Source organism: Roseivirga misakiensis, assembly GCF_001747105.1.
Lineage (GTDB): Bacteria > Bacteroidota > Bacteroidia > Cytophagales > Cyclobacteriaceae > Roseivirga > Roseivirga misakiensis.
Window position 1 is genome coordinate 1083233 of sequence record NZ_MDGQ01000003.1, and the last position, 26300, is coordinate 1109532.

General features: G+C 42.3%; 15 protein-coding genes. 6 read left to right on the forward strand and 9 right to left on the reverse strand.

Annotated features, from left to right (window positions below; genetic code table 11):
• The 5 genes from BFP71_RS05010 to BFP71_RS05030 are packed head-to-tail and all read right to left on the reverse strand — an operon-like array spanning nucleotide 1 to nucleotide 12797.
• Nucleotides 1-1635, reverse strand: coding sequence for a S8 family peptidase (locus BFP71_RS05010; protein ID WP_088124875.1), 1635 nt, complete (start codon nucleotides 1633-1635; stop codon nucleotides 1-3).
• Nucleotides 1632-2126 carry an asparaginase domain-containing protein gene (locus tag BFP71_RS05015; protein WP_069834331.1) on the reverse strand — a complete coding sequence of 165 codons (495 nt, stop codon included), beginning with the start codon at nucleotides 2124-2126 and terminating at the stop codon, nucleotides 1632-1634. The genes BFP71_RS05010 and BFP71_RS05015 overlap by 4 nt, the downstream gene beginning before the upstream one ends.
• A gap of 24 nt (nucleotides 2127-2150) precedes the next feature.
• Nucleotides 2151-3509: a TlpA family protein disulfide reductase gene (locus BFP71_RS05020; RefSeq protein ID WP_069834332.1), complete on the reverse strand. Its 1359-nt coding sequence runs from the start codon at nucleotides 3507-3509 to the stop codon at nucleotides 2151-2153.
• 53 nt (nucleotides 3510-3562) lie between these two features.
• Nucleotides 3563-4588 (reverse strand): PorP/SprF family type IX secretion system membrane protein, encoded by a 1026-nt coding sequence (locus tag BFP71_RS05025; protein WP_069834333.1) that lies wholly within the window; start codon nucleotides 4586-4588, stop codon nucleotides 3563-3565.
• 1 nt (nucleotide 4589) lies between these two features.
• A complete protein-coding gene (locus BFP71_RS05030; protein ID WP_088124876.1) occupies nucleotides 4590-12797 on the reverse strand; it encodes a PKD domain-containing protein in 8208 nt (2735 codons plus the stop codon).
• Nucleotides 12798-13248: 451 nt separating this feature from the next.
• Here BFP71_RS05030 and BFP71_RS05035 point away from each other — a divergent pair, with 451 nt between their 5' ends.
• The 6 genes from BFP71_RS05035 to BFP71_RS05060 all read left to right on the forward strand — a co-directional run bounded on the left by BFP71_RS05035 (nucleotide 13249) and on the right by BFP71_RS05060 (nucleotide 21626).
• Nucleotides 13249-14238, forward strand: a complete 990-nt coding sequence (locus BFP71_RS05035) for an AAA family ATPase (protein WP_069834335.1) — start codon at nucleotides 13249-13251, stop codon at nucleotides 14236-14238.
• A 264-nt stretch (nucleotides 14239-14502) separates the two neighbouring features.
• Complete coding sequence (locus BFP71_RS05040) at nucleotides 14503-16188, forward strand: autotransporter outer membrane beta-barrel domain-containing protein (RefSeq protein ID WP_069834336.1); 1686 nt, start codon at nucleotides 14503-14505, stop codon at nucleotides 16186-16188.
• Between the two features lie 94 nt (nucleotides 16189-16282).
• Nucleotides 16283-19129 carry a TonB-dependent receptor gene (locus BFP71_RS05045; protein ID WP_069834337.1) on the forward strand — a complete coding sequence of 949 codons (2847 nt, stop codon included), beginning with the start codon at nucleotides 16283-16285 and terminating at the stop codon, nucleotides 19127-19129.
• Between the two features lie 122 nt (nucleotides 19130-19251).
• Nucleotides 19252-20151, forward strand: a complete 900-nt coding sequence (locus BFP71_RS05050; protein ID WP_069834338.1) for a TIGR01777 family oxidoreductase — start codon at nucleotides 19252-19254, stop codon at nucleotides 20149-20151.
• Between the two features lie 111 nt (nucleotides 20152-20262).
• The gene (locus tag BFP71_RS05055; protein ID WP_069834339.1) at nucleotides 20263-20967 is read left to right on the forward strand and encodes an LOG family protein; all 705 of its coding nucleotides are present in this window, start codon (nucleotides 20263-20265) and stop codon (nucleotides 20965-20967) included.
• The gene (locus BFP71_RS05060) at nucleotides 20967-21626 is read left to right on the forward strand and encodes an HAD family hydrolase (protein WP_069834340.1); all 660 of its coding nucleotides are present in this window, start codon (nucleotides 20967-20969) and stop codon (nucleotides 21624-21626) included. The genes BFP71_RS05055 and BFP71_RS05060 overlap by 1 nt, the downstream gene beginning before the upstream one ends.
• On the opposite strand, the gene BFP71_RS05065 is transcribed toward BFP71_RS05060, so the two are convergent.
• From BFP71_RS05065 to BFP71_RS05080, 4 genes are read right to left on the reverse strand one after another with little or no spacing between them, the layout of a single operon-like run.
• Nucleotides 21623-21907 (reverse strand): STN domain-containing protein, encoded by a 285-nt coding sequence (locus BFP71_RS05065; RefSeq protein WP_069834341.1) that lies wholly within the window; start codon nucleotides 21905-21907, stop codon nucleotides 21623-21625. The two genes, BFP71_RS05060 and BFP71_RS05065, sit on opposite strands and share 4 nt — an antisense overlap.
• Nucleotides 21908-21955: 48 nt before the next feature.
• Nucleotides 21956-24586 carry a carboxypeptidase-like regulatory domain-containing protein gene (locus BFP71_RS05070; RefSeq protein ID WP_088124877.1) on the reverse strand — a complete coding sequence of 877 codons (2631 nt, stop codon included), beginning with the start codon at nucleotides 24584-24586 and terminating at the stop codon, nucleotides 21956-21958.
• 31 nt (nucleotides 24587-24617) lie between these two features.
• Entirely contained in the window at nucleotides 24618-25589 is a 972-nt protein-coding gene (locus BFP71_RS05075; RefSeq protein WP_069834342.1) for a FecR family protein, read from the reverse strand.
• A 58-nt stretch (nucleotides 25590-25647) separates the two neighbouring features.
• Nucleotides 25648-26289 carry an RNA polymerase sigma-70 factor gene (locus BFP71_RS05080; protein ID WP_088124878.1) on the reverse strand — a complete coding sequence of 214 codons (642 nt, stop codon included), beginning with the start codon at nucleotides 26287-26289 and terminating at the stop codon, nucleotides 25648-25650.
• Nucleotides 26290-26300 lie beyond the last annotated feature (11 nt).

The window sequence follows — 26300 nt, forward strand, 5'->3', positions numbered from 1 at the left end:
TTACTTCTTTTTCTTCAGGGTCATGGACTCGGCCAATTTCACCGCTTCCGCAGCGTTTATGATTCCACCCGATGCTGAAAGGCTAGAGAATTTTACCTCTTCTCCTGTACCTGGCTGGTAAACCTTGAGCCCATTCACAGACCTTACCGATTTCATGATGATATCCTTCAATTGGCTGGCTTCAAGATCTGGAAAGTAAGAGAGCAATAAAGCCGCAACACCTGCTGTTACTGGCGACGCCATACTCGTTCCGTTGGCATCTTCATATTCATCGCCTGGTGCTAGTGAGTTAATGGCCACTCCTGGTGCAAAGACATCGACGTTTTTCTTTCCGTAGTTAGAAAATGAACCGATGTAATTATCCTCAGTACCTCCCCAAGACGAAGCACCAACTTCTATCCAGTTAGACAGATTCTTCTTTCTGCCAATGTAGTCGTTAGGGTAATTTTCAGACTCATCATTATTAGCGGCACTATTTCCAGCAGCGTGGACTAATAAAACACCCTTTGACTCAGCATAAGCTATCGCTTCGTATACATAATCTAGATTTGGAGAAAATCCTTTTCCAAAACTCATGTTTACGACTTGTGCACCGTTATCTACCGCATAGCGAATGGCATTGGCCACGTCCTTATCACGCTCATCGCCATCAGGCACTGCACGTAAGGCCATAATTCTAACATTATTCGCCACACCATCAATACCAATTCCATTGCCTCTTTTGGCCGCAATAATTCCTGCTACATGAGTGCCGTGAAAATTGTTCGTGTTTTGCCCAATCACGTCGTTATTACCGTAACCAATATCGTCTAATCGATTGGGGTCGTCTCCAACTATGCTTCTCGGGTCAAAGTTTAAGTTATAATCAAACTCCGCTTGTTTCTTCATCTGTTTTAGGTCTTCCCCTAAAAAGTAAACTAGGCTGTCTAGCGTTAGCCCCTTATCTGTAACCGTATAAATACTTCTCAAAACAGCTTGACCTTGTAATATGACTTGGTCTGTAGAGCTCAATTTATCGATCATGGTGTAATCGACGTGCTCTGTTTCAAAGTAGGCTTGAAAAAGCTGGTTGAATCGTTTGAGTTGTTTGTCGATGTTTTCTAGAAGCGGTAACTGACCGATCGTTTTTTCTCGGAGGCTCTCAAATTGTTCTTTTACACTTTGCCAATACTCGAAACCTGCTCTTTCTTTCTTTTTGAAGTCGTCAGCTGTTTTGCCTTCATACTTTTCGGATAAACGCTTGTATTCACGCGTCAACTCATAAGAGTCTTTGTCTACATTGGTTCCGTCTTTCCCTCCTATAAAATTCCAGCCGTAGATATCATCTACGTAACCATTATTATCATCGTCAATACCGTTATCTGGAATTTCATCCTCGTTTACCCAGATAACATCCTTCAGGTCTTCATGTAAAATATCTATTCCCGAATCGATTACAGCCACAATAACGGTTTTAGAGGTTTTGCCGCTCAGGTATTCGTATGCCTTATTTGTACTCACTCCATTAATCTTGTTTTCAACAGGGTCAAGATTAAACCAGTTCTTTGGTGGTTTTTCTGCTTCCTGAGCATTCATGCTCAGTGTAATTGCTCCTAAAACTAGGGTATATAAAAACTTCACTTTTCTACTTCTCATATTTCTTTCGTTTCAAATAAGCCACTCACAGCGTCCTTAAAACAGCTTTCTGGTGACATTAGTTTACCATTCATGGCAATAAACGTGCCTTCCGTCAAAACGTTGACTGACCCGACCGCAACACCAATATTGAAATCGGCATCGGATTCTTTGAATCTTTCGGGCAAATAAGCTCCCGTGAAGACGATCGTTTTACCAGGGATTTTCCCAACAAAACTAGCCGTTTCAGGCATAGTATCTGAACCATGCGAAATGATAATCTTATCGTGCTCAGTACTTTCCAAAAAAGCCTTCAAAACAGATCTATCTTGGTCATTGACATCTAGACTATCCTTACGAAAAAGGCTGACCACCTCATATTCAAAACCGATAAATGACTTTTCTAAAACTCTTGATACTGCTGGTTCGTCAATTTCAAAGGCATAACCAGCATTGGTTTTTGGGTAGTTCTTGTCAATAGTCCCACCTGTCTGAATGAAAAGAATCTTCATGCAGGCAAGTTAAAAAAAGAAACTTTAGAGGTACTTAGATAATTCTGCATATAGCTTTTCGCCATCACTCGGCCGTGGCGCATTATCATTGACAAGTTTTCCATTTTTATCAATGATATAATATCTGGGGATATAGTACCTGACATCTTCTGACATGCCAAGGAAATCGAAGGCTTTGGAAGATTTATAATCTGGAAAACGAATATTAAATGAGTTAAGCCGAAGGTCTTTCACTTTTTTCTTCCACTTTTCCGCATAAGGGTCAATATCCACTGAAAAGTAAATGACTTTAATGTCTTTGTCCTTTATAAATTCCGTCAGAGGGTCTTTATACCTAGGTCTCATCTCAACAATGCAAGGCGCACACCAAGTCGCCCAAATATCTAAGTAAATGACCTTCCCCTTGAATTTATCCAGCATTAACTGAAAATCCATCGTACCATTTACAATCACCATATCATCGGTGATCTTGGTGTTCCTTACCTTGTACTCGTCCTCAATTAAGGCAATGTTTTCTGCCGCTTTAGGTATAAATGGTGTGTTCTTAAATGATTTTTGGAATAATGCTTGCGCCTGTATGATATCATAATCGACTACTTCTTTTGATGATTCTTCGAATAGATCATAAACCCACAATGCCTCGTGAATTTGTTTGCCCTTAAGGGATAGGCTTATGTTCTCGTACTTAGTGACCAAGTCAAAAGCGCTATTCTTCCTAGAAAAGTAAAGTGACAGATATTTCAGGTAATAAGGAGTTCGCCATACTGTTGGGTCATCCAAATCAGGTTGATCAAGAGCATTTTCGAATTTAATCGCCTTCTCTTCTGAAAGTGCCAACCAAAAGTACTTAATGTCGGCTTTCATGACATTGAAGAACTCACTTGACAGGTTTCCAAGTGAAAAGGCTTCTTTTAGAAGAGTCATTTCCGATTCTCGTAAATTTTTAATCGTAGTGCGCGAGTAACCGACTTTAGGCTTTTGGTACTTTTCTCTTCCTAAATCGAGTTTTTGAAGCAGGGTGTTTTCGTTTTTGGTCACCCCATAAAAAGTAGGGTCGACTCTTGGGTTCTCCCAATCGATATTGAGGCCATTTGTACCTTCAGGGCTTACCCAATATCGCACGTATTTTGAGGTTCCGTAATGAAAGAACCCAACAAAACCCGCTGCGTCCATTTCAAATTCACCCTTGATATAATCTAGATCGTTCTTTTCGGTCACGGGCACTTTCTGGTCGTTACCACCGATCGCGAAACCGTTATTAACAAGCTCAAGGGTCAAACTGGAGCCATAATAATCTTTGATAGTTCCTTCTATCGCAAACTTTCTTTGCGCATGAAGGCCGTTCACTAAAAAAATCAGGGTAAAGAGTGTGTATTTATGCATATCAAGGCATTTAGTCCCTGAATATAGCAAATTTCATCTCTTCAACTAAACTTTTAGTACTTAAAGCATGGAAGGATTGTATCGCGGCGTGTTCGCTTAACAATTTTGCCAAAAGAAAGGGTCAGGGAGAATTCATGTGCTCCACCAGTAGCTCCTGCCAGCTGAGAAACAGTAAAGTCATAACTATAACCAAAGGCTAAATCTTGGTTTAGTTCTAGTCCAAACAAAGCAATAATAGACTCGTTTTTAGAAACGAAATTTACACTTTGAACGGGGATGCCTCTATACCAAACGCCGACTAGTAGTGGCTGGAAATACAATTGTGCTCCTACATCAAGTTGATTAAAACCTCCCTGGGCTTTATAGTTAACGGCAAAAGTGGCCGATCTTTCCTGAAACTGATATGACACGGTACGCAAACGCCTTCCTTTTGCAAACATTATTTTATGACCTGCATGGATCGAGTATTTCCTGGCTAAACGACTTTCCTGACCTACAAAACTCTGGTTAGGCCGATTGACATGGTGAACGGAGAAGCCAATCCATGTATTGCTAGAATAGATAAGCGTACCGGCCGAAGCACTTAAAAAATCGACATTGGCACCTCGGTCAAAGGCTTCTCCGCTCGGCCCTATCACCTGGCCATTATCAATGTCAATCTGGTTTCCAAAAATGAGTTCTTCGAAGTTTAAATTCTTGTTGAAATATGAAAGCTGCATACCTGTTCTCATAATCAGGTCATTGGATATTTGCAGCTTATAAGAATAGAGTAATCCGATTTCACTGGACTTAAAATCCAAAAAGCTTTCTCTGTGTTCGGTCACAATTACCCCAATTCCACTTTCCGCGGCTTTAGAAAACACGTCTAGATACGCCGACATAGTGGTGAAAGAGTGGGTAAGCGATGGCCATTGGTTTCGATAATTTACCCCAACTCGTGCGCGATCGGTAGAGCCAGTCAAAGCTGGATTCAAGTAAAGGGGCGATGCGTAAAACTGGGAGAATTGTGGGTCTTGAGCTTTCAATTCTGAGTGAATTCCAAAGCTTAAGCATATGATCAAAGGTAAAAATCTCTTCATACTATTTCATTAGGGCAAAGATGCCTTCGCGTTCTACTTTCAAACCGTTAAAGCTTTTTCCAATCAGCTTATAGATGTAATTACCGTTTTCGGCACGCTTGCCTTTAATCATTCCATCCCAGCCTTTGGTTTCTAGGTCATCGGTACTGAAGATTACTTCACCCCAGGTATTGTAGACGATGAACCTTACACTGGTAAGACCAAGCATTCTGGGCCTGAAAAAGTCATTGTTACCATCTCCGTTTGGTGTAAAAGCGTTTGGCAACATGATCCGATAGCCCTCTGTAATTTCTAGGGTAGTGGTTTTCACCGTCTGGCAGCCCGTGCGATCCGTAATGGTAAGGGTGACAATGTACGTTCCGGGAGCGTCATAGGTATGAATCGGATCTACTTCATCAGAATCAAAACCATCGCCAAATTCCCATTTCCAATCCACTACTTCTCCGATCGATAGGTCGAAAAAGCTCACAGGATCGTTAGAGGCTAACTCGCCGGTTAGGTCTATGGATTCGGCATTGTATTCAAAGTCCGCTAAGCCAAGTTCAGGCACATCGATATCAATAGATTTCTGCTGAAAACAACTTCTGTCATCCAATATTTCTATGGTCAATCGGCCTGGTTCTGTTACCAATAATTCTGAATTGACACTATTACCTCTAGACCAATTGTATTGGTAATTTCCCACTCCACCTTTAACATTGGCTGTTACCAAAACTCCAGCTACACGGTTGTTACAATCAATGTATGGCTCTGTACTAAATCCAACTTGCAAGGGTTCCGGTTGCAGCACGGTGTAGGTCCCCTGCACTGTACAATTAAAGCGATCGGTAACTTCTACTACATATGTGCCTGGCAATACATCAATAAGTGTAGATTCTGTAGAACCATTGCTCCATCGGTATTGATAAGGCTCGTTTCCACCTGAAACAATCACATTTACTCGGCCACTTCGCGGATCATTGCAACGGGTGGCGTCTTCGATATAAGCATCCAGCGTAAGTGGTAGTGGGTCGAAGATATTGAAGGTGCGCTGTATGGTACAGCCATTCTTATCTTCCACCAATACGTTATAGCTTCCGGGGCCTAAATTGGTGAGCGTTTCTGTAGATGCTCCTGTATTCCAAAGAATCGTAGATCTACCGACTCCACCTTCGATATTAAGTGATATTGATGCATCATTAGACCCAATACAGCTTATTGGAGATACTTCCGAACTCAAGCGGAAGAGTGCTGGCTCGGCTAGCGTATAGTTACCCTCCACTTGACAACCATTGGCATCCGTAACTAACACGGAATATTCCCCTGAGCTAATACCAATTAGGTTTTTGGTCGTCGCACCAGTACTCCATTGGTAGGTAAACGGACCTGTTCCTCCCTTTAAATTGAGTTCGATGGCGCCATTACGATCGTCATAGCATTGGCTCTCGTTTACAATGGCATCTTCAAGGCTTAAGAGTTCTGGTTCTGAGACAGTAAAAACCCGTTCTACCACACAATCCATAGCATCGCGAACCCGAACTGTATAATCGCCTGCACTCAAATTGGAAATGGAGGTTTCATTGGAGCCTGTACTCCACAGAATCTCATATGGCCCTGTTCCGCCTGTGACATCGATGTTTATTTCTCCATCATCGTCCGATTGACAGGAAAGGTTGAGCTTTCCACTGGTGCTGATGGTAATGGGGGCTACTGGCTGTGCTAAGTTTACACTTGATTGTACTGCGCACCCGTTGGCATCTGTAACCACTACAGAGTACTCACCTGCACCTAGGCCTGTGATTTGGTTAGTACGAGCACCATTGCTCCATAGGTAAGTATAAGGAGCAATTCCTCCACTTGGAATAGCTCTTATCAAGGCAGATTCATCGCCAAAACAGCGCAAATCTTCGAAATCTGTTAAAGCAACTGTTAGTGCCTCTGCTGGTTCTGAAATCACCACTGAGGCAGTGGTCGAACACCCTCCTGCATCTGAAATCACTACTTCATATACACCAGCGGCCAAGTCGTTCAATTGACGCTCGGCGTCGCCAGTGCTCCAGGTATAAGTGTAGGAGCCACTACCCCCCGTGACGTCTAGGGATATAAAACCACTAGACTCTCCTCTACACAACACATCGCGCTTTTGGATTTCTACGGTCAGGTCTCGCGAGTCACCCACGACTACGGACCTGGTTATACTACAATTATTGGCATCTATGATCGTCAGGTTATAGGTACCTCCTCCAATATTGATCAGGTCTTTACTGGTACTTCCGTTAGACCATATATATGAATATGGACCTATTCCTCCACTTGGAGTAACAAGAACAGACCCATCCGAATCGCCAAAACATGAAGTGCTTGTTGCGTCAAAATCGATTGCTAGTTCAGCTGGCTCTTCTATCTCATAGGTTTGTGTAAATACACAACCGCTGGCATCGGTAATAGTAAGCCCATAGGTTCCAGCAAAGGCGTTGATTAAGTCTTTCTGATTGGACCCATTGCTCCAAGTATAATTATAGGGTGCTGTACCACCCACTACATTGAGTTCTATTTTACCGTCGGGTTGCCCGAAACAAAGGGCATTTGTGGTAGTGGCCGTAGCTGATAATGCTGCTGTTGGAGCACCAATAGTAATATTGGTGCTCAACAAGCAGCCCCTAGCATCACGAACCGTGATTTCATAATCACCTCCTGAGAGGTTTGATAAGTCTTTTGTTGACTCTCCATTTCCCCAGCTGTAGGTGTAAGGCAGTGTTCCGCCTGTTACGGTCAACTCAATGCTTCCGTCGTCCGCTCCAAAACAACTCACATCATTGGCCTGATAGTTAATGGCTAGTGGTAATGGCTCTGTAATGGTAAAGTTTTCGGTGGTAGAACAGCCGTTGGCGTCTGTTACTACAACAGCATAGGTTGCTGGCGCTAAATTCGAAATGTCTTCCGTGGACTCACCATTACTCCAAGCAAAGTTGTATGGACCAGTTCCACCTGCTATGGTCAAATCAATAGCTCCGTCATCGGCTCCAAAACAACTCACTACATCGACCGTACTGGACATGGTAAGTGCAGCAGGGCCGGATACTGCAAAGTCTGATTGTATGCTACAGCCTTGCGCATCGGTGATCGTCACTTGATAAGTTCCCTGACTGAGCCCAAAGATATCCTTCGATGTAGACCCTTGGTTCCACGAGTAGGTATATGGTCCAGTCCCGCCGGTGACATTGAGAGCAATTGCCCCTTGGTTATCCCCAAAACAGGTTTCATCGGTGATGGTAGCTGTAGCATTTAATGCAACTGGTTCATCAACTACAAAGGTTTCTGTGATGATACAGCCATTGTTATCAGTCACAGTAAGTTCATAAGAACCTCCAGAAAGGGCACTTAAGTCTTTTGTTGTTTCTCCGTTATTCCATGCATAGCTATAAGGCAATGTACCGCCAGAAACATTGACAACGATAGCACCATTACTCTCTCCAAAACAACTGACATCGGTAATCGAATGGCCAATAGTCAAAGCTGCAGGTTCCGTCACTGTGTAGTTACCCACCGTTGCGCAGCCATTGTTATCTGTAATGGTCACACTATAATTTCCCGGTGTGAGATTAGTTCTATCTTCCGTTAAAGCGCCGTCGGACCACAAATATGTATAGGGGCCGGTTCCTCCAGAAAGCTGTAAATCAATGGCGCCATCTGCTTGTCCATTACAGGAAACATCAGTGATAGCTTCAATTACCGTAATGGCGTTGGGTCCAGTTATTGTAAAGTCACTTTGAATGGTACATCCATTATTATCTGTGACTGTGACTTGATAAACTCCTCGGCCCAAGCCACTCAAGTCTTTAGTAGTAGCGCCTTGGTTCCATGCATAGGTATAAGGCCCCGTACCACCAGCAACGGTTAGCTGAATGGCTCCTTGATTATCGCCAAAACACGTTTCATCGACCACCACTCCAGATACCGATAGCGGAGCGGATGGTTCCTGAACGGTATAGGTAAAAGTTTCTTGGCATGCATTTCCATCAGTTATAGTGAGGGTATATGTACCGCCTGAAATATTGAAAAGGTCTTGGGTAGTTTCGCCGTTGGACCACGCATAAGTATAAGGACCTATACCTCCTGAAACAGAAACATCGATACTTCCATCAGCATCACCAAAACAGGCAACATCAACGATATTACTAGTAACATTTAGCGCCAATGGTTCTGTAATTGTAAAATTACGATTGATGGCACAGCCTCTCGAGTCCGTCACCGTAACGTTATAAGTTCCTGCTGAAATGCTAGAAATGTCTTCCGTTGTCTCACCATTTGACCATGAATAGGTATAAGGTGCTGTTCCCCCAGAGACCACAAGATCTACCGTGCCCATAGCGTTGCCATTACACAAGACATTTGTTTGGCTACCACTAACTAGAAGTGCTGTCGGCATGCTGATCGTGTAGTTTTCGACAATTTGGCAGCCGTTTGCATCTGTAATTGTGACCTGATAACTGCCATCACTCAGTCCAAAAATGTCTTTGTTAGTAGATCCCGTGTTCCAACTGTAAGTATATGGCGCTGTCCCACCGACTGGATTCAAGGCGATCGACCCGTCGCTACCTCCAAAACAGCTGATATCGATCACGGTTGCCGTATTGCTAAGCGGTGCGCTTGGTTCGGTTACAGTGATGGTTTCGTTGATCGTACAGCCATTTGCATCGGTGACAATAACGGTATAATCACCAGCAACTAGACTATTCAAATCTTCTCCTGTGCTACTATTGGACCAAGCATAAGTGTATGGTGCTGTCCCTCCACTTACCGTGATGTCTATGTCGCCATCCGCTGACCCAAAACAGCTCACGTTGTTTGTCGAATAAATCAAGCCAAGTTGTGAAGGTTCGTTGATCACGAAACTCTGATTCGTAGAGCACCCACGACTGTCTGTAATGTTGATCGTATAATTTCCTGGGCCCAACCCTGATAAATCTTCGGTAGTAGCTCCATTAGACCAAGCGAATGTGTATGGACCTTCGCCACCTACAGGTGTGATATCAATTGCTCCATCACCTGCACTAAAACAACTAACATCCGTTGCTGAACTCGTCAGGGTCAAAACGGGAGGATCCGTAATGGCATAAGTATCTGTAATGGTACAGCCATTATTATCTGTGATTACCACGGTGTAACTACCCGCTGTTAAACCACTTAAATCTTCTGCTGTACTTCCATTGGACCAGTTAAAAGTATACGGACCAGCTCCTCCTGAAACGGTTAGGTTAATAATTCCATCTGCAGCCCCATTACAAGTAATCTGTTGTACTGCTTCGGTTTTGGTTAAAGGTGAAGAGGGTTGTGTAATGGTGAAAGAATCATTTAAGGTACAACCATTGGCATCGGTAATGACCACACTATAATTACCTGCGGTTACTCCGCTCAAATCTTCGGTAAGTGCCCCGTTTGACCATAAAAATGAGTACGGGGAAACACCCCCAGAGACAGAGATATTAATTGCCCCCGTACTTTCACCAAAACAATTAACGTTGGATACGACATCCGTCGACGCTAATTGTAACGGTTCTATAATCGTAACACTTTCAACATTTTGACAACCATTCGCATCGGTCACCGTCACGGTATAGTTGCCTTGTGCGAGGCCACTTCTATCTTTCGTGAGAATACTGCCATCATCGGCCCAACTATAGGTATATGGCCCGGTACCACCAGATACGGTGAGGGTTATTTCTCCATCTCCCGCTCCAAAACAGCTAATATTGGTAGGGGCAGCAGAAGCCAAAAGTGGTGCTGGTTCGGCAATCGTAAAACCAAGTGCTTTGATACAGCCGTTCGCATCGGTAACTGATACAGAATAGTTTCCCGGCGCTAACCCTGTGACATCTTCTGTGGTAGCGCCAGTATTCCAAGCATAAGTATAAGGCCCCATTCCGCCAGTCACTGACAGGTCAATTGATCCGTTTGTCGATCCATTGCAAGTAACATCTGTTTTGGTTCCACTTAGATTTAACACTAAAGCAGGTTCATCAATGGTAACATTGAGGATTACTGAGCAATTGGAGGCGTCTTTCACCGTAACGGTATAAGTTCCCGCCATTACATTCGCTAAGTCTTGCGTAGTGCTTCCGTTTGACCAGAGATAAGAATAGGGTGCTGTACCTCCTGATGGTGTGATATCAATATTTCCAGTTGAAGCACCTTTACACACAACATCATCCTTGGTAAAGGTCAATCCTATTGGTGCAGGATCAATTATCGTATAATTCTCAACAATGCTACAACCACTGGCATCTGTGATAGTGACCGAATAACCACCGGCGGTTAAACCAGAAACACTACTCCCTGTAGCCCCAGTACTCCATGCATAGGTATAGGCACCAGTACCTCCCGTCACGGAAAGGAAAATACTACCGTCATTTGACCCATTACATGATATGTTATTGATGACGGCATTTCCTGAAAGCACCGCTGGTTCGCCCAAAACAATACTTTCAACCACCGAACAACCACCAGCATCGGTAACAGTTACCGAATAGGTCCCTGCTACTAAACCAGTTATTGTCGATCCTGAATCTCCTGTATTCCAATTGTAGGTGTAAGGCCCAGTTCCGTTGGAAGCAACTACCGAAATTGACCCATCAGCTCCTCCGTTACAGGTGGGAAGGGTCAGAGATGGCGCAACAGCAATCCGAATAGGGTTATTCAGCGTAAAACTTTCCGTATAGGTACAACCAGCCGCATCGGTTACCGTTACGCTATGGATTCCGGCAGGCAAGCTGTTGGCCGTAGCCGTATTGTCTCCATTTGACCAGGCATAAGAATAGGGTGCTGTACCACCCTGCATGGTCAAACTAATGGATCCATCGCTATTACCAAAACAAGCCGGGTCTGTTAGTACATCTGACAATTTTGATAACGCCATAGTAGGTTGAGTTATGGTAAGCCCAGTTGCGGTTGCTATACAGCCGTTGGCGTCGGTAACTGTCAATGAATAAGTGCCTGCTACACGGTTATTCAAGTTTCTTCCAGTATTTCCTGTAGACCAAGCGTAAGTATAAGGCCCCGTACCACCACTGACGTTACTTCTAATTCGCCCTGAATTATCTCCAAAACAGTCTACATCGGTGATTACTGGGTTGATGGTTAAAACCGTCGGCTCAGATACGGTAAAAGTCTCCACATCTGTACAGCCAGAGTTATCGGTAATCGTCACCGTATATGACCCTGCTGTAAGCCCAGAAAGGTCTTGAGTTGTTGCGCCATTAGACCATGAATAAGTATAAGGTGCAACGCCGCCTGTTACTGACAAGTCAATTGACCCATCGGCATTCCCATTACAAAGTGCATCTGAAATAGTGGCTGTTGGTATAATTTCGTCCGGCGATCCTATTGTTAACACTGGTGTGTTGATTGTACAACCTGTACCACCTCTATCGATAATTTCTAATTGATAATCCCCTGGTGCCAAACCGGTGATTGTTGCGGAAGAACCAATCACAGAACCATCTGATACGCGAATCCACCGATAGGTATAACTACCCCAACCTCCTGTTCCTGTAGCAGAAATTGACCCGTCGGTTGAATTAAAACATGTAGCATCGGTCGAAGAGCCTATAGAGTAGCCCAAGAAGTTAGCTGGCTCTGTGATGGTAAAAGTTATATCTCCGGTACAGCCATCCTGATCTTCTGTAGATAGCGTGTAGTTCCCTACTCCCAAACCTGTAAGCGTAATTACTTGATTAGGAAAAGCGATAGATCCAGTGCCAACGGAAGCTCCTGAGCCATTAAATAGTTCCCAGTCATACCCAGGGTTACCATTGCCCATCGTCACTACCACTTGTGCATCTGAGTCACCTCTACAAGACACGTCATTAACCACCACTGTACCGACTAAATCGGGTGGGTTAGTTACGGTATAGGTAGCTGGGCCAGTAGAATCTCCATTATTATCCGTTACTTCTACGGTATAGTTTCCCGCCGCTAATCCACTAGCAATAAAAGAAGTGAAGGGCAAAACGTTGCCTGCATTGTCTTTCCATTCATAGCTATAAGGGAGGGCGCCAGAGGTAACACTGATGGTAATAGAACCTACACAACTGTTGATATTCACTGATGAAATCACCGGACCGGCCTCCTCATCGGAAACACGGGAATAGCCCGATTTCCCCATCAAGAAAAAGGATGTAAACAATAGAATTATTCTAAGGTAACACCCTTTGCTAGGTGTGAATAACATTTTAATGGTTGTTTAGGTGGTGACACTCAAAGAGGATATCACATTCTGAATATCAAGCCTTTATATGAGAAAATCAACTGAGTGGACAAATCGTAGACACTTAGAATTGTACAAAAAGCTCAACGCTGTACATTATACACTTTTTGTGTTTTTCTAATATTCAGCAGGTCTTCTTCAGAAATGAAAATGTGAAAAACAATTCCATGTATTTCAGTCGAATTGAAGAAAATGAGGAGGCCGTTAGATTCTTTTGTGTTTTACTTTAGAAAAAAATCTGAAACTTTTTTTGCTGTTAATTCTTGTTAAATGGAGAGAGCATATTGTGAGAAAGTTATGCTATCATACATATTTGCATTTTACTGCTCATGGGTCAACCTTTTGCGCTCATGTAAGTATTATGGTTAGCGTATCATCTATTTGATTATTTTAGCGCGCTTTAAGGACAGAAATCATGGAAGAGGTTGTATCAAACGACTTAAAAAAAGAACATCAGGAAAAAATCAATCGTGTCGCTTCCGAAGTAAGCAAGATTGTAGTTGGCCAAGAGTATATGGTCAATCGTCTTTTGATTGGTTTATTTACTAATGGACACATTCTTTTAGAAGGTGTTCCGGGTATCGCGAAAACACTTACCGTAAATACACTTGCGGAAGTGCTTCACCTAGATTTTCAAAGAATTCAGTTTACTCCAGACTTATTACCTGCTGATTTAGTAGGTACAATGATTTACAATCAGAAGAAGGCTGAATTTGAAGTGAAGAAAGGTCCAATCTTCGGTAATGTAATTTTAGCAGATGAGGTAAACCGTGCACCAGCAAAAGTGCAGTCTGCACTGTTGGAGGCCATGCAGGAAAAGACAGTAACGATCGGTGAGACTAGCTATAAACTCGACAGACCGTTTATTGTATTGGCTACGCAAAACCCAATCGACCAAGAAGGAACTTACAGCTTGCCTGAAGCTCAGATTGATCGTTTCATGTTAAAGGTGAAAGTTGGCTATCCGACAAAAGAAGACGAGCTAGAAGTGATGAGAAGAATGGCCAACATGGACTTTAGGCCAACAATTGAAACATTACTGACCAAAGAAGACATTTTTGCGATTCGCGATGAGGTAAATCAGGTCAGCATGTCTGAGTCGCTTGAGAAATACATTATTGAATTAGTATTCGCGACAAGAAACCCGAAAGATTACGGACTGACAGATGAAGCTTACTACATGCAGTTTGGAGCGTCTCCTCGAGCAAGTATAAATCTAAACTTAGCGGCTAAAGCGATCGCTTTTTTTAACCAGCGAGATTACGTATTACCTGAGGATATCAAAGAAATTGCCTCTGACGTACTAAACCATAGGGTTATTCTGAACTATGAAGCAGAAGCCGATGGCATCACAACAGAGCATATCATTGAGAAGTTGTTGAATAAAATTCCTATTAATAATTAATCAACAATTGCTCAAAAGAAAAAACGGGAAGGCTGAATAGTCTTCCCGTTTTTTTATGCCCTTTTCAAACCACCTTTAAGTGGCTAGTGAATTCAATTCTCAGATAGAATCCTAAATTATTGACACTCCCCAATCGCTTAACATTACAGTAACATCATTAACATTTTAATAAACCATATGACAACTATTCTTAACAAATGGGTAAAAGCTTTGTGATCTCAATCTTATTGTTTTGGCATTAGAAATTAAAACCTAATCGAAAACATGAAACGTTCAATTAATCAACTCTTTAGCCTACTATTTGTGGCAGCAATCGCAATGATTGTTTCTGCGTGTGGGGACGACGACCCGCAGATTGCGGCTCCTATTGTATCTGGCCCTGCAGAGGTTTCAGTTACTGAAAATGAAACAACTACAGTTACTTTTAATATTACCGTTGCAGGTGGTTTTTCTTCTGCCAATGTGGAGGCTACAGGTGGTACCGCCACTATCACAGCTCAACCAGCTGTCGCAGATGTAAGTGGATCAATCACCGTTGATTATGCTGCTGGTGATGATGGTGCTGGTGCACTTACATTAACAGTAACAGATGCTGCTGGAAACACTGGTTCTACAACTGTTGTAATGGAGATTGGAGATATCCCTGATACTTTCCAAGTAACAGATCTTACTGAAACAAGATCTGTTGGTGGTAATGATGTAGAGTTCAAGCAAACAAGAATTTCAGGAATCATTAACAGAGATTATACTTTCACTAACGATGTGGCTTGGGTATTATCTGGAAGAGTGATTGTAGGTGCAGGGGCAACATTAACTATTGAGCCCGGTACTATCGTAAAAGGACAAGGTGAGCAAGGTGCTGCTGCATCTGTGTTACTAGTAGCAAGAGGAGCGGATATCATTGCAAATGGTACAGCCAATGATCCAATCGTATTTACTTCTGTTCTTGATAATATTAACGTAGGTGAGTTCACTTCAACATTAGATATCAACAACGACCTTGGTCTTTGGGGTGGTGTTTTGATTCTAGGTAACGCACCGATTGTTGCTGAAGCTTCTGAAGTTCAAATTGAAGGAATTCCGACCTCTGTTACAGAAGGTATTTATGGAGGAAGTGACCCAATGGATAACTCTGGATCTTTCACCTATTGTTCAATCAGATATACTGGCCAGCAATTAGGCCCAGGAAATGAGCTTCAAGGCTTGACTCTTGGTGGTGTTGGTAATGGAACGGTTATCAGTCATGTTGAATCAATCAACTCTGCTGATGATGGCATCGAAATTTTCGGTGGAACTGTAAACATCTCAAACTTTATCGTATTAAACCCAGATGATGATGGTTTCGATGCTGACCAAGGCTGGACAGGTACTGCGAGCAACCTTGTATATATCGGTGCTGCTGTCGATGCAGGTTTCGGTTCTGACCACCCATTCGAGCTTGATGGACCTGAAGGTGATACTGGAGGTACAGCAGCAATTGGAACTTTCACTAACGCTACTGCTTGGGGAAGAAGTGCAACAGATTTTGCTGACTTAAGAGATGGTGCTACATACACAATATCAGACAGCTACTTCTTTGGATTTGCTGCCGGTGTTGACTTAGAATTAGACGCCGACGGGACTACTGACCCTAATGATGCAACTAAGAAACTATCTGATAATCCATTGATTTCTGATAACTACGCAGGAGACGATGTGACCTTCACTGGTCTTGAGTTCAGTGGAGTTGACAGAGATGGTGCAACATCTTTCACAGACATCACTAAAATCTTGAACGATAAACTTGACGGAAGCCTGACTAATCCTGATAGAACAGCTCAAGTAGACAACAACGAAGACGTAAAATTCCCTGCTAACAATAGCATTGTAAGTACAAAAACTAAAGGTGCAGATGTATCAGTATTAGGCTGGTCATACACCGCAGAACTTGGCCTTTTGGCTAATTTTTAATGATTGAAAATTAATTACTAATACAACTTTGCTCGTGAGTTTATTTCGCTCACGGGCAATTTTATTTGAGACGAAATAGTAACACTGATAAAGAATGAAAAACGTAAGATTAGTTTTAATCGCTTCATTGCTAGCTTTTGCGCAAGTTGCTTTTGCCCAAACTGGTAAGATTAGAGGTACAACATTTGACCGTACCAATGGTGAGCCAATGTGGGGCGTTCAAGTATTTGTTGTAGGCACGCAAAATGGTGCAGCAGCAGACTTTGATGGGAAGTTCGAATTAACCATAGCTCCTGGTACCTACACTATACAAGCGAAATTTGTAGGAACAGTCTCTGTTAAAATTGAGAATGTCGTCGTAAAAGCAGGAGAAGTTACCGTGCTAGACGCCATTTGGATGGAGCCTGCTGTTTCTGAACTTGAAGATATTGTAGTAACTGCTGAAGCAATCAAAACAACGGATATTGCTTTACTAACTGCAAAACGAAAGTCTACGAACCTAATCGACGGTATTTCGTCACAACAAATCAAAAGATCTGGTGACAGCGACGTGGCCGGAGCAATTAAAAGAGTCCCTGGTGTTTCAATACAAGGAGGGCAATATGTTTTTGTAAGAGGTCTTGGTGATCGTTATACAAAAACGATACTAAATGGCGTGGAAGTTCCTGGTTTAGACCCTGACAGAAATGCAATACAAATCGACATATTCCCTACTTCACTAATCGATAATATCATCGTATACAAAAACTTCACTCCTGATTTAAGTGCAGATTTTGTAGGAGGTACCGTGAACATCGAGACCAAAGATTTCCCTGAAGAGAAAACAATGAACTTATCTTTCAGTGTGGAATACAACCCTTCAATGCACCTGAGAAATGACTTTTTAGGTTACCAAGGTGGTGGCACAGACTTTTTAGGTTTCGACGATGGTACAAGAGACCTACCGTTCGACGGAAGAACTGGCGATATACCATCTCCAATCCTCCGTGACCCTGTAACCGAAAGTATTACAAGGTCTTTTAACCCGACAATGGCCACTCAGCAAGAATCTAACTTTGCTAATATCAGTCTTGGTTTTTCTATCGGTGATCAGATTGACTGGAAAGGCAAGAAACTCGGCTATATCGGCGCAATCAACTACAACAACACATCTACTTTCTACGAGCAAGCGGTAGACGGAGCGAGCGTAAAACCAACAGAAGACGACGACTTCGCGCTTATTTCTGACACAAGATTCCAAGGAGCTTTAGGAATAAGAGATGCACAACTCAGCGGTTTGGCAGGATTATCTTTAAAGAGCGACAAAAATAAGTACCGTTTCCAAGCTATGCACATTCAGAATGGTACAGAAAGAGCTGCGCAAAGAACACGCGTTCGTTCAAACAACAACTTCAATACAGCCATAGTTGACAACTTGGAGTATACAGAGCGTTTCTTAACAAACTTCTTGATCGCTGGTGAACATTACTTCAATGGCAACGAATCTCAATTGGAATGGAAAGTGTCTCCTACTTTTTCAACCATCAACGACAAAGACATTCGAATCACACCATTTACTATTGACGACGGTCTTGTAGCCATCAACCCACAAGAAGGTGGTGAGCCAAACAGAATCTGGAGACTTTTAACGGAGCAAAACTACGTAGCGAAAGTAGATTACACCAAAAACTACGCTTTCAGAGGAAGAGACGCTAAGTTTAAGGTTGGCGCAAGCAATATTTATAAGACAAGAGACTACGAAATTCAGAACTACGTAACTCAAATTAGAGGTAACCAAGGTTTATTGAATTTAGATAGCGATCCAGATAGACTCTTTGCTGAAGAAAACATTTGGACTGCAGACAGAGGAACCGGTGTCTACATTCAGGATAACTTCAACCTTTCTAATGCTTATGAAGGTAGAATCAACATTACTGGTGCTTATGCCATGAGTGAATTAGCACTTTCAAGCAAATTGAAAACAATTCTTGGATTAAGAGTTGAGCAGTACGATCAGTGGTATACAGGGGTAAACCAAGCTGGTGCTAACCCGAACGATCCGACTGGAAGAGTTTTCAATGATGACAAAGTGTTGAGTTCATTTGAGTTCTTCCCATCAGTAAACTTCATCTATAATGTGTTCGAAAACTCAAACTTAAGAGCTTCTTATGCCAGAACAATAGCAAGGCCTTCTTTCAAAGAAAAATCTACTGCAGAAATCCAAGACGTGTTAACGGGTAGAACTTTTATTGGTAACATCGACCTAGTTGAGACTAACATTGAAAACTTTGATATCAGATGGGAATACTTCTTTGGCAGAGGAGAGACGATCTCAATAGGCGCTTTCTATAAGGACTTTACCAACCCAATTGAGCTTGTAAGGTCCGATAGAGCTGCTAACGATTTTAGTCCGCAAAATGTAGGAAATGCAGAAATCACTGGAGTTGAGCTTGAAATCAGAAAGAACCTAGCATTCATTACGCCTGCTTTAGAAAACCTTTCATTCATTTCTAACATCACCGTTACTGACGCTACTGTAAACCTTACGCCACTTGAACAAATAGGTAGAATTAATGGTCTCAGAACTGGCGAAGATTTCTCTCTGACTAGAGATTTTGTAGGTCAGCCTCCATACATTGTTAATGCTTCTTTTGCCTATACAGATTTTGAGAACTTCTGGGAAGCCAGCGTAAGCTACAATGTACAAGGAAGAACGCTCGCCGTGGTTGGTGTTAACCGTACACCTGATACCTACAATGTGCCTTTCAATAGCCTTAACGTAAACCTTCAAAAGAGTTTTGGTATGGAAGGTGAGCACACTTTCGGCTTAAGAATCAATAACATTCTTGGCGATTTACAGGAAAGAGAGTTTGAGTCTTTTGGAAGTGCTAATCAGATTGAAACTAGAAGAGACCCGGGAACTTCTTTTAGACTGAAATACAGCTACAATTTCTTGAGATAAAAACACCAATAAACACACTACAATCAAGCCTCGGCATTTATGTCGGGGCTTTTTTATGTTCGATTTATCCCTAAAAAACTAAATTCGCCGAACATTCAGGGGGCAAAAAGACTTTTAGAAGTATGGGGCAAAAAATACTAATCACCGGAGGAACAGGGCTTGTGGGAAGCGCACTTATTCCTATGCTAAAAAAGCAAGGACATGAAATCGTAGTCCTAAGCCGAAAGAAAAGCAGAAATGCCGATTACGAGGTCTTTGAGTGGGATTATAAGAAAGACTACATAGAAGAAGGTGCGCTAGAGGGGGTCGATAGTATTATTCATTTGGCGGGTGCTGGCGTGGCCGATGAAAAATGGACAGTAGAGAGAAAAGACGAAATCTATAATAGCAGAACCAAAACCTCAATTCTACTTTTTAAAACCCTAGAAAAAGGAAATCATCAGGTTAAAAGCTTTATTGCCGCATCTGCGATTGGTATCTACGGAAATGATACTGGTAACAGTATTGTGAGTGAAACTTCCGCGACTGGTTCAGGTTTCTTAGCCCATGTAACCGACGCTTGGGAAACGGCTACCAACAAAATAAAAAGCCTAAACATCCGACTTGTGCAATTACGCGTAGGCATAGTCCTAAGTAAAAAGGGTGGAGCCCTTGTAGAGCTGCTAAAACCACCAGTAGCAGCACCTTTAGGGAAAGGGGATCAGTACATGAGTTGGATTCACATTGGTGATCTATCCCGCATGTTTGTTGAAGCCGTGGAAAACTCAGCAATGGAAGGTGCATTTAATGCTGTGGCACCAAGCCCAGAAACGAACAAAAACCTTACCCGAAAAGCCGCAAAAGCTTTTAAAAAGACGTTTCTCCCGATCCCTGTCCCTGCACTGGTTATTAAACTAATGTTGGGAGAAATGTCCACCATTGTACTTGGTGGCAGTCGGGTGAGTAGCGCTAAAATTCAACGAGAGGGGTTTGAGTTTAAGTACCCTAAACTGGATAAGGCGCTAGATGATTTAGGCGCTTAGTGTTTAATCAAAATCTATCAACTCAACTTTTTACCAAACCCAACGTTATCGGAAAGCTAGTTTCCTAAATTGTAGGAAACGCTAAAGTTTAAAAAGAGCAAAATATCAAATATGAGTAACGAAGATAAAATCAAACAGGCTTTTAAGGATAGAGATTGGAATGAGATTAAAACCCACGATTCTTGGGTAATCTTTAAAGTGATGGCAGAAATGGTAGAAGGATTTGAAAAGTTAGCGAAAATAGGTCCCTGCGTCTCTATTTTTGGTTCAGCACGAACTAAGCCAGACCAACCTTACTATCAAATGGCCGAAGATATTGCCGCCAAACTGGTAAGACATGGTTATGGTGTAATTACAGGTGGTGGACCTGGTATTATGGAAGCTGGTAACAAAGGTGCCAACAGTGAAAATGGTAAATCTGTGGGGCTTGGAATTGAACTCCCTTTCGAACAAGGAAACAACATATATATAGACCCAGATAAACTGATCTCCTTTGACTATTTCTTCGTCAGAAAGGTAATGTTCGTCAAATACTCTCAGGGATTTATCGTGATGCCTGGTGGATTCGGTACCCTCGACGAACTTTTCGAAGCGATTACACTGATTCAAACTAACAAAATTGGTCGATTCCCGATCGTATTGGTGGGTAAGGATTACTGGGGTGGATTAATGGACTGGGTGAAAAATACCATGCTTAGCTTCGGTAATATTAGCGAAAAAGACCTCGACCTGATCAACCTCGTGGAAACCCCAACTGAAGCGGTAAATGTGATTGACGAATTCTATTCTAAATACCTATTAACACCTAACTTCTAATGGTTAAACACCTACTATTTGACTGTGATGGTGTACTGATTGACACAGAAATTGTAGCTGCAGAAGTTGTCTCTTCGTGGCTACAATCCATCGGCGTGGCAATTGATCTTGAAACGTATATCCGTGACTATACAGGCAAAACCTTTACCGATATTATCAAGTCATTGCAGTCAAAAGGAGAGATTCGAGAGAATTTAGCCTTAGATACGGTTATACCCGAGTTAGATGCAACTGTTAGGGATAATCAAAGGCCAATTTCTGGTGTTTGGGATATGTTGGATTCACTGAAGATTCAACGCTCTGTAGTTTCTAATAGTGCCAAAGACTACGTGGAGTTAGCCCTTGATAAGCTATCAATTACCGATCATTTCCAAGGACGTATCTTCTCTGCCGATATGGTTGAAAAGGGCAAACCAAGTCCAGATGTGTACCTTTTAGCACTTGAAACTTTACAACTCCAACCTGACGAAGTGATCGTTATAGAAGACAGCCGAGCAGGGGTGAAAGCTGCGACAGCGGCGGGTCTTGAAGTCATTGGCTTTTTAGGAGGAAGCCATGTGAGAGATGGCTTAAAGGCCTCACTACAAGAAGCAGGCGCAAAAAGTTTCGCCCAAAATCATCAGGAATTATCGGAGCGCTTGGCTCAATACCAAGGCTAAAACCGATCTGGATTTTTTGGTTTCAATATGACCTTATGTCGTCTGGCTTGAAAAATCAGGTCGTCGGATTTAAAGATTTCAGCTAAAACCTCTCTCAGTGCTACCTTTTTAAACGATAGGTTGATTTTGCGGTCCGAATTAAAAGAACTTGGCGAATACACGAACACCAAGCCCTCCAATTCACCCTCCAGTTTTCTTAAAGCATCTTTAACAGGCATATCGCTAAAAGAGATAGTCACTTCTTTTGATAGATAGTCTGTTTTCTCCTGTGTAAAAAACATTGCGGAAAGGACGATGAAGAGCGATATGGTGACTTTTTTAAACAAAGATTAAAAGATGATTTTATAGCTAAGTACTGGAATGATTTCTCCTGCAAACGAGGACGGAACTACCGCTCCAGCAGCACGTGAAAAACGCTCTGCGACAATATTCGATCGGCTAGTCACATTCTGAATATCAAGCTTCCACTCATGGGTGATTTTGCGCTTATTTGTTTTTAAAGCAATCTGAAAGTCGATTCGAGCGTAGTCATCAAGTTGCCTACCGAAAGGTCTATTATCAAAAAACACTGTTTCTTGTGCCTGGATAGATGCTGGTAAGTTGATTTCGGTCGTTCTTGCCCCTCCACCAATCACTGTCTCTAGCCCTATGCTTAGGGTTTTATTTTTGGAAACTGACCCTACTTTAAATGTTTTTCCGCCCACAGCATTTAGGTTATAATTTCCGTTATACCTGGAATTAAACCAGTCATCGGCAATCGCCCTGAACTCGGAGTTATATAGTGAAGAAGTGATAAGGAAAAAATAGCCTTTTGATAAAAACTTCTCAAAGGTCAATTCTATACCATAATTTCTGCCTCGGCCTTCATTGACCAAAGGCAATCTTTGGAAAGCATTGTCCTGATTTAAAGATGAATAGCTTTCACTAGGGTCGGCACTGACCGGAATGTCATATAAATCTTGATAATATGCTTCAAGCTTTAAGTGGAAATCGTCTTTAAAATCTCGGTCATAGCCGACTACAAAGTGTCGTGCTTTCGCCAATTCTAAGTTTCTGTTTGGCAGATAGGCTGTTAAATCCGTTCTAAACAACTCCGTGAAGTAAAGGGATGTTTCCTCTTTTCGACTATGTAGACCAAACCCGAAACTTAAGGCCTGATCGGCTTTAAACTGCCATTTAAGGCCAAAACGAGGCTCAATATTGTCCTGACCATCAAGGTTTAGCCTGATGTAATGTACCCCACCAGTCATGGTCAAGCTATTGGACAAATTGAACTTATGGCTTACAAAAGATTGCCACATACCAAAACTACCAGTCTCATTGGCTTGGTACTTTAACTCGCCAGTCACTTCCCTCCCAATTGAATTGATATCATAGGAGAAATCAGAGTAAATAGCCCCAATTTTTGTACTATGCTTTGCGTTAAATTTTGTTTGGAGAGAAGTACTAATGCGGCTAACCCCATTTCTATAATCCTCAATATCCTCGTCGAACACTTGCCCATCGCTCACCCCCTCTAGGAAAAAATCATATTGCGTTTCATTATGTGAAATGCCTGTTTCCAAATAAGATTTGTAGCCTAGGTTAATGATATGGGAAAAGCCTATGAGCCCTAGCCTATACTTCTCAGATTCTTTGAGCGAGAAAACCTGATTATTACTAGTTTCGTCAAAAAGCTCTTCAGTATCAGAAGTACCCCCAAGGCCATAAAGAGAAAAAGTACCCGCCGATTGTGTAGGCATGTTGATCTTGAATGAAAGATCTTGATATGCTGGTACATTTACCCCATCGTTGGCCGCGTTCAAGCCAAGATTTTCGAGCAAAGAGATCGTCGAATAACGATAATTGATCAGATAAGAAGCGTTCGGCACACCACGACCAGCAGGTCTTCGAATTGGCCCCTCGAAAGAAGCATCAAGGCCCAAAAACCCTGCTTGCAAAGCATATTCACGCTTTTCGTTATTTCCGTTTCGAAGCTTTAAGTCGAAAACTCCCGAAAAAGCATTACCATATTCAGCTGGGAAAGCACCAGTTAAAAAGTCCGAATTCGTTAAAGCATTACTATTGAGCATGCTGATCGCCCCGCTGGAAGCCCCATCAGAGGCAAAATGATTAGGGTTGGCGATTTCTATTCCTTCCAGTCGCCATAAAAGGCCACGCGGAGAGTTTCCCCGAATAATAATGCCATTATCCGTATCATCAGGGGCACTTACTACACCGGCATAAGTTGTGGCCATTCTTGCAGGATCATTGAAGCTGCCAGCATACTTACTAGTCTCTTCCACCGTAAAAGACTTAGCGCTAACCACAGCCATTTCGTTAAGCGGTCTAGCTTTATCTAGCTCGGCCACTACCACCACTGACTCAAGTTCTGTGACAGATTCTCTTAGCGCAATTCTCAACACCAATTCTTTGCCAGCATCAACAGTAAGGTTCTCCAAATTAGAAGGCCAATAGCCGCTAAAAGTAGCCATTAGGGACTGTTTGCCCACAGGTACTTTTTCTAATTTAAATTGGCCATAGGTGTCTGTAGAAGCACCAATTAATGGGTCCAAATTCTTAATAATGACATTAGCCCCAGGTATCGGTTGATTGGTTTCCGCCTCTACCACGACGCCGCGGATCGTTTGAAAAAGTAGCGGCGGTTCAGTGTTCAGAATTATGATTCTTTTACCCCTTTCTCGATAGGTAAAAGCCCCCGTTCCAAACACTTGCTCAAGTATTTCAAAGAGTGTCTTGTTTTGAGCTTGAATGGAAACTGACTTTTCTAAGTCGATTCCCAGATTAGAATAGGCAAATCTGAAGGTGCCTGCCGCTTCTAAGCGTTTCAACACCTCTGAAATGGGTTGATCTTGAATTGCTAGGCTCAACCGTTGATTTAGCTTAGCATTTTCTGTTTGTGCTAGGCCATAGGAAACCATCAGCAGCATGGCTGCAAAAAATATCGTATTGCGTAACATTATAATGAGTTTAAATCCTTTGGGCGCTATATTATTTACATCCCGTACCTACTAATTGATAGAGCTGACCCTCTCTTTTTATTGTAATGTCAAAAACTTCGGCGAGCGTTGCCAATACCTCATCTAATGGTTCATTTTCAAAGGTTGTAGTGACTGGACAGCCTAAAAAATCTTTGTGCATGATCTCCAGTACCACTTTATAATGTTCAGAAATGTCGCTCACTACTTCTTCCATTGGTGTATTGTCGAAAACCAGCTTATTTGTTCTCCAAGACATCAGATTAGGTTTATCGCTCATGGACTTTTGAACCAGCCCTTTGGAATCAACCGTAACTTTTTGTCCTGGAGTAAGCGTTGCCTGCTGTTTTCCTTTGGTGAACCTAACCTTACCGGTAATTAAATTAAGCTCAAAGGCTTCGCCGTCGCCTTTATTTATGTTAAAAGAAGTTCCCAAAACTTCTGTTTTAGTAGACCCAGCACTCACCACAAAAGGTTTGTCGGGGTTATGTGCCACATCAAAAAACGCTTCTCCTTCAAGCGTTACTTCGCGTTTACCACCTGTAAAGGTGTCTGGGTAATCCAATTTCGCGCCTTCATTCAACCACACGATGGTACCATCCGACAAGCGCACTTCTACTTTACCGCTGTCAGCCACCATTTCTCGCATTTCTATCCGCTCAGGTCTAAGCCAAAGAAAAGCTGTCGCTGCTAAGAGCACCACTGCCGCCGCATACTTCCAAATATATCTTGTGTTGCTCATTTGCTTAGTTGACGCTATATCAGTTTTGGATTGAAGCGCTGCCCAATTCTTATTAAGGTCTATTGCATCAAAATCCTGAATGGTATTGGAGCGTTCCCATACCTTACGAAGCTTATCTAGTTCTACTTGATTCTCCTTATCCTCAGATAGCCAAGCCTCCACTTTGGTCTTCTCTTCTGGCGAAGCAATCTCCCTGACATAGTCAAGAAGCAGGTGGTCAGATATGGTAGAATCGTTTTTCATGGCTTACATCAATAAGACGAACGAGTTGTTTGATACACGTAAGTGCATATAATATTTTTCATAAAAAAGTACTTAATGATATGATTATCAGTGCTTTAAGATATTCAAAAACATCTATCCTCAACCGCTTAAGAGCATTGCTAATCTGTGTTTCGACCGTTCTCTTGGAGATTTTCAAGATATCAGCGATCTCTTGATTTCTTTTTCCTTCCAGTCTACTCATTTTAAAAACCTGTTGGCACTGAGTAGGTAATTGTTGGATGGCATTATGGATCCGCTCCTCAAGCTCAGTCTCAATCATGGTGTCGTTGAAATCAAACTGATCGTCGAAATTGGCCTGCTTGATTTGCTCATGATGTTCGGATTTTGACTTGACCGATCTTAAATGATCGATGCATTTATTTCGAACGGATTGAAACAGAAAGGCCTTTAGCGAAGTGTGGAATTGTGCCGTTTTTCGGTTTTCATACAGCTTCACCAAAACTTCTTGCACCAAATCTTCGGCGATCTGTAAATCGCCAACAAACTTCTTAGCGAATACAGTAAGTACTTTAAAATACTTCAAAAAGACATTTTCAAATGCCTTTTCGCTGCCTTGTGACAGTTCCTGTTGCAGTTCTATTTCGTCTTGATTGAGCACTTGCCTCAAATCTAATTCAAAATTTCTTGTAGAATCAATTGCAAAATTATTTTCATTCATTTACTTTGTAA

Coding starts and splice junctions, on each gene's coding strand:
- BFP71_RS05010 (WP_088124875.1), bottom strand. CDS start 1,635: ATGAGAAGTAGAAAAGTGAAGTTTTTATATACCCTAGTTTTAGGAGCA.
- BFP71_RS05015 (WP_069834331.1), bottom strand. CDS start 2,126: ATGAAGATTCTTTTCATTCAGACAGGTGGGACTATTGACAAGAACTAC.
- BFP71_RS05020 (WP_069834332.1), bottom strand. CDS start 3,509: ATGCATAAATACACACTCTTTACCCTGATTTTTTTAGTGAACGGCCTT.
- BFP71_RS05025 (WP_069834333.1), bottom strand. CDS start 4,588: ATGAAGAGATTTTTACCTTTGATCATATGCTTAAGCTTTGGAATTCAC.
- BFP71_RS05030 (WP_088124876.1), bottom strand. CDS start 12,797: ATGTTATTCACACCTAGCAAAGGGTGTTACCTTAGAATAATTCTATTG.
- BFP71_RS05035 (WP_069834335.1), top strand. CDS start 13,249: ATGGAAGAGGTTGTATCAAACGACTTAAAAAAAGAACATCAGGAAAAA.
- BFP71_RS05040 (WP_069834336.1), top strand. CDS start 14,503: ATGAAACGTTCAATTAATCAACTCTTTAGCCTACTATTTGTGGCAGCA.
- BFP71_RS05045 (WP_069834337.1), top strand. CDS start 16,283: ATGAAAAACGTAAGATTAGTTTTAATCGCTTCATTGCTAGCTTTTGCG.
- BFP71_RS05050 (WP_069834338.1), top strand. CDS start 19,252: ATGGGGCAAAAAATACTAATCACCGGAGGAACAGGGCTTGTGGGAAGC.
- BFP71_RS05055 (WP_069834339.1), top strand. CDS start 20,263: ATGAGTAACGAAGATAAAATCAAACAGGCTTTTAAGGATAGAGATTGG.
- BFP71_RS05060 (WP_069834340.1), top strand. CDS start 20,967: ATGGTTAAACACCTACTATTTGACTGTGATGGTGTACTGATTGACACA.
- BFP71_RS05065 (WP_069834341.1), bottom strand. CDS start 21,907: ATGTTTTTTACACAGGAGAAAACAGACTATCTATCAAAAGAAGTGACT.
- BFP71_RS05070 (WP_088124877.1), bottom strand. CDS start 24,586: ATGTTACGCAATACGATATTTTTTGCAGCCATGCTGCTGATGGTTTCC.
- BFP71_RS05075 (WP_069834342.1), bottom strand. CDS start 25,589: ATGAAAAACGATTCTACCATATCTGACCACCTGCTTCTTGACTATGTC.
- BFP71_RS05080 (WP_088124878.1), bottom strand. CDS start 26,289: ATGAATGAAAATAATTTTGCAATTGATTCTACAAGAAATTTTGAATTA.